This is a genomic window from Curtobacterium sp. A7_M15, from assembly GCF_030705415.1.
Classification (GTDB): domain Bacteria; phylum Actinomycetota; class Actinomycetes; order Actinomycetales; family Microbacteriaceae; genus Curtobacterium.
Genome location: NZ_JAUZED010000167.1, coordinates 1 through 5,426 on the forward strand (window position 1 = coordinate 1; position 5,426 = coordinate 5,426).

A 5,426-nucleotide genomic window follows, 5' to 3' on the forward strand; every position below is an offset into this window, starting at 1 on the left:
AGTCCGGCGGCGTCCTACTCTCCCACAAGGTCCCCCTTGCAGTACCATCGGCGCTGAGAGGCTTAGCTTCCGGGTTCGGAATGTGACCGGGCGTTTCCCTCTCGCTATGACCACCGGAACACTTTCGACCCAGGTCCTGGATCAAAACCGTTCCTTCAGTTGTCGCTGAAGTATTCAGTTTGATTCCCGATCGTCTGTCGGGAACCACAAAGTGGACGCGAGCCCCACACCGCGAGGGTGTGGGAAATAATTGTGTTGTCAAGTCTTCGGCTTATTAGTACCGGTCAGCTCCACGGGTCGTTAGTCCCCGCTTCCACATCCGGCCTATCAACCCAGTAGTCTGCTGGGAGCCTCTCACACTCAAGGTGCATGGAAATCTCATCTCGAAGACGGCTTCCCGCTTAGATGCTTTCAGCGGTTATCCGGTCCGAACGTAGCTAATCAGCGGTGCCCTTGGCAGAACAACTGACACACCAGAGGTTCGTCCATCCCGGTCCTCTCGTACTAGGGATAGATCTTCTCAAATTTCCAACGCGCGCAGCGGATAGGGACCGAACTGTCTCACGACGTTCTAAACCCAGCTCGCGTACCGCTTTAATGGGCGAACAGCCCAACCCTTGGGACCTACTCCAGCCCCAGGATGCGACGAGCCGACATCGAGGTGCCAAACCATGCCGTCGATATGGACTCTTGGGCAAGATCAGCCTGTTATCCCCGAGGTACCTTTTATCCGTTGAGCGACAGCGCTTCCACAAGCCACTGCCGGATCACTAGTCCCGACTTTCGTCCCTGCTCGACCTGTCAGTCTCACAGTCAAGCTCCCTTGTGCACTTACACTCGCCACCTGATTGCCAACCAGGTTGAGGGAACCTTTGGGCGCCTCCGTTACTCTTTGGGAGGCAACCGCCCCAGTTAAACTACCCACCAGGCACTGTCCATGAACCCGATCAGGGTCCTACGTTAGACATCCAGAGTGACCAGAGTGGTATTTCAACAACGACTCCACGAACACTAGCGTGCCCGCTTCACAGTCTCCCACCTATCCTACACAAGCCACACCGAACACCAATACCAAGCTGTAGTAAAGGTCACGGGGTCTTTCCGTCCTGCTGCGCGTAACGAGCATCTTTACTCGTAGTGCAATTTCGCCGAGTTCGCGGTTGAGACAGCTGGGAAGTCGTTACGCCATTCGTGCAGGTCGGAACTTACCCGACAAGGAATTTCGCTACCTTAGGATGGTTATAGTTACCACCGCCGTTTACTGGGGCTTAAATTCAGAGCTTCGCCCAAAGGCTAACCCTTCCTCTTAACCTTCCAGCACCGGGCAGGCGTCAGTCCGTATACATCGTCTTGCGACTTCGCACGGACCTGTGTTTTTAGTAAACAGTCGCTTCCCACTGGTCTCTGCGGCCTTCAACGCTCAGCGGAGCAAGTCCGCATCACGTGTCCGGCCCCCCTTCTCCCGAAGTTACGGGGGCATTTTGCCGAGTTCCTTAACCACGATTCTCTCGATCTCCTTGGTATTCTCTACCTGACCACCTGAGTCGGTTTCGGGTACGGGCGGCTGCAACCTCGCGTCGATGCTTTTCTCGGCAGCATAGGATCACTGATTTCCCCTTGACGGGTACGCGTCGGATCTCAGGCACGCAGACGACGGATTTGCCTATCGTCAGCCCTACATCCTTACACCAGGTTCACCTTACGGATACCATCGCCTGGCTCAGCTACCTTCCTGCGTCACACCTGTTCATACGCTAACCGCACCAGCATGGGGTCGAGCGTTAGACCGCACGCCATCACCCCGAAGGGATCCGGTCAATGCGGGTTAGGACTCTTAGCACCACTGGATTAGCTTGGGCGGTTGTTCGCCGGTACGGGAATATCAACCCGTTGTCCATCGACTACGCCTGTCGGCCTCGCCTTAGGTCCCGACTTACCCAGGGCGGATTAACCTGGCCCTGGAACCCTTGGTCTTTCGGAGGACGGGTTTCTCACCCGTCTTTCGCTACTCATGCCTGCATTCTCACTCGTGTAGCGTCCACGGCTGGATCACTCCGCCGCTTCACTCGCCACACGACGCTCTCCTACCACTCCGCACGACTGAACCACGAAGGCTTATCGAGTGTGCGAAATCTACAACTTCGGCGGTGTGCTTGAGCCCCGTTACATTGTCGGCGCGGAATCACTTGACCAGTGAGCTATTACGCACTCTTTCAAGGGTGGCTGCTTCTAAGCCAACCTCCTGGTTGTCTGTGCAACTCCACATCCTTTCCCACTTAGCACACGCTTAGGGGCCTTAGTTGGTAGTCTGGGTTGTTTCCCTCTCGACGATGAAGCTTATCCCCCACCGTCTCACTGCTGCGCTCTCACTCACCGGCATTCGGAGTTTGGCTGACGTCAGTAACCTGTTGAGGCCCATCGGCCATCCAGTAGCTCTACCTCCGGCGAGAAACACGCAACGCTGCACCTAAATGCATTTCGGAGAGAACCAGCTATCACGAAGTTTGATTGGCCTTTCACCCCTATCCACAGCTCATCCCCTCCATTTTCAACTGAAGTGGGTTCGGTCCTCCACGACGTCTTACCGTCGCTTCAACCTGGCCATGGATAGATCACTTCGCTTCGGGTCTAGGACATGCGACTCACTCGCCCTATTCAGACTCGCTTTCGCTACGGCTACCCCACACGGGTTAACCTCGCCACATATCACTAACTCGCAGGCTCATTCTTCAAAAGGCACGCCGTCACCCCAACAAGGAGGCTCCGACGGTTTGTAAGCAAACGGTTTCAGGTACTATTTCACTCCCCTCCCGGGGTACTTTTCACCTTTCCCTCACGGTACTTGTCCGCTATCGGTCATCTGGGAGTATTTAGGCTTATCAGGTGGTCCTGACAGATTCACACGGGATTTCTCGGGCCCCGTGCTACTTGGGATACACATCCGGCCATAACACCATTTCGTCTACGGGGCTGGCACCCACTACGGCCCGGCTTTCAAACCAGTTCGACTATGATGCGCTGTAACCGTCCCAGTCCGGCAGAACTGAGCGACATGTCCCACAACCCCGACCATGCAACGCCCGCCGGCTATCACACATGATCGGTTTAGCCTCATCCGCTTTCGCTCGCCACTACTCACGGAATCACATGTTGTTTTCTCTTCCTGTGGGTACTGAGATGTTTCACTTCCCCACGTTCCCTCTACCCGCCCTATATATTCAGGCGGGAGTCACCAGGTCGACAAGTCGCCTGGCGGGGTTTCCCCATTCGGAAATCCTCGGCTCACAGCTCGATTATCAGCTCCCCGAGGCTTATCGCAGATTTCTACGTCCTTCTTCGGCTCCAGATGCCAAGGCATCCACCGTTTGCTCTTAGAAACTTGACCACAAAGATTAAAATTGCGATCGACTCACAACAACAACCCCACCCGAAGGCTTCGTCATCGTTCCGAGCGATCTAAGATGCTCGCGTCCACTGTGTAGTTCTCAACATACGATCGGCACCACACTCCCCCGACACCAACGTGTCAGCATCATGCGGCCCACCGAAGAACCCGACCAGACCATCCGGCCCAGTCACGGCTCAACCCCCGATCATCACGACCGGGAAGCCTGGTCCCTCAGGACCCAACAACGTGCACCAGCCACCTGCGCTCACCACCCACCCGTTCCAACCCACCCCCGAAGAGGCCGGCGTACTGAGGTCGGCAGCTGCGCTGACGACTGCACTGTCAATGTTCCACCCATGAGCTAACCGTCGGACACGTTCGGTCCGAATCGGCGCCTGAACCAGGCTGCGTTGAATCAACACAGTGGTCAGATGCTCCTTAGAAAGGAGGTGATCCAGCCGCACCTTCCGGTACGGCTACCTTGTTACGACTTAGTCCTAATCACCGATCCCACCTTCGACGGCTCCTTCCACAAGGGTTAGGCCACCGGCTTCGGGTGTTACCGACTTTCATGACTTGACGGGCGGTGTGTACAAGGCCCGGGAACGTATTCACCGCAGCGTTGCTGATCTGCGATTACTAGCGACTCCGACTTCATGAGGTCGAGTTGCAGACCTCAATCCGAACTGAGACCGGCTTTTTGGGATTCGCTCCACCTTACGGTATCGCAGCCCTTTGTACCGGCCATTGTAGCATGCGTGAAGCCCAAGACATAAGGGGCATGATGATTTGACGTCATCCCCACCTTCCTCCGAGTTGACCCCGGCAGTCTCCTATGAGTCCCCGCCATAACGCGCTGGCAACATAGAACGAGGGTTGCGCTCGTTGCGGGACTTAACCCAACATCTCACGACACGAGCTGACGACAACCATGCACCACCTGTACACCGACCACAAGGGGGCGACCATCTCTGGCCGTTTCCGGTGTATGTCAAGCCTTGGTAAGGTTCTTCGCGTTGCATCGAATTAATCCGCATGCTCCGCCGCTTGTGCGGGCCCCCGTCAATTCCTTTGAGTTTTAGCCTTGCGGCCGTACTCCCCAGGCGGGGCGCTTAATGCGTTAGCTACGACACAGAAACCGTGGAAAGGTCCCTACATCTAGCGCCCAACGTTTACGGCGTGGACTACCAGGGTATCTAATCCTGTTCGCTCCCCACGCTTTCGCTCCTCAGCGTCAGTTACGGCCCAGAGATCTGCCTTCGCCATCGGTGTTCCTCCTGATATCTGCGCATTCCACCGCTACACCAGGAATTCCAATCTCCCCTACCGCACTCTAGTCTGCCCGTACCCACTGCAAGCCCGAGGTTGAGCCTCGGGATTTCACAGCAGACGCGACAAACCGCCTACGAGCTCTTTACGCCCAATAATTCCGGACAACGCTTGCACCCTACGTATTACCGCGGCTGCTGGCACGTAGTTAGCCGGTGCTTTTTCTGCAGGTACCGTCACTTTCGCTTCTTCCCTACTAAAAGAGGTTTACAACCCGAAGGCCGTCATCCCTCACGCGGCGTTGCTGCATCAGGCTTTCGCCCATTGTGCAATATTCCCCACTGCTGCCTCCCGTAGGAGTCTGGGCCGTGTCTCAGTCCCAGTGTGGCCGGTCACCCTCTCAGGCCGGCTACCCGTCGTCGCCTTGGTGAGCCATTACCTCACCAACAAGCTGATAGGCCGCGAGTCCATCCCCAACCAAAAAATCTTTCCACCACCAGACCATGCGGCCGGCAGTCATATCCAGTATTAGACGTCGTTTCCAACGCTTATCCCAGAGTCAGGGGCAGGTTACTCACGTGTTACTCACCCGTTCGCCACTAATCCACCCAGCAAGCTGGGCATCATCGTTCGACTTGCATGTGTTAAGCACGCCGCCAGCGTTCGTCCTGAGCCAGGATCAAACTCTCCGTAAAAAAATTACAACCAACACCCGAAAGTGCCAGCGAGTTGAAACTGACAAAAAGAACTGTCTACTGACAATTCTGTC

General features: G+C 55.9%; 3 rRNA genes. All 3 read right to left on the reverse strand.

The annotated features are described in order from the left end of the window. Window position 1: 1 nt before the first annotated feature. A 5S ribosomal RNA gene (gene rrf / locus Q7F20_RS17700) occupies window positions 2-118 on the reverse strand. Window positions 119-254: 136 nt separating this feature from the next. Beyond that, window positions 255-3,385: ribosomal RNA gene (locus Q7F20_RS17705) — 23S ribosomal RNA — on the reverse strand. A gap of 445 nt (window positions 3,386-3,830) precedes the next feature. Continuing rightward, window positions 3,831-5,352: ribosomal RNA gene (locus tag Q7F20_RS17710) — 16S ribosomal RNA — on the reverse strand. The 16S, 23S and 5S rRNA genes sit together here, the layout of an rRNA operon. Between the last annotated feature and the right edge of the window lie 74 nt (window positions 5,353-5,426).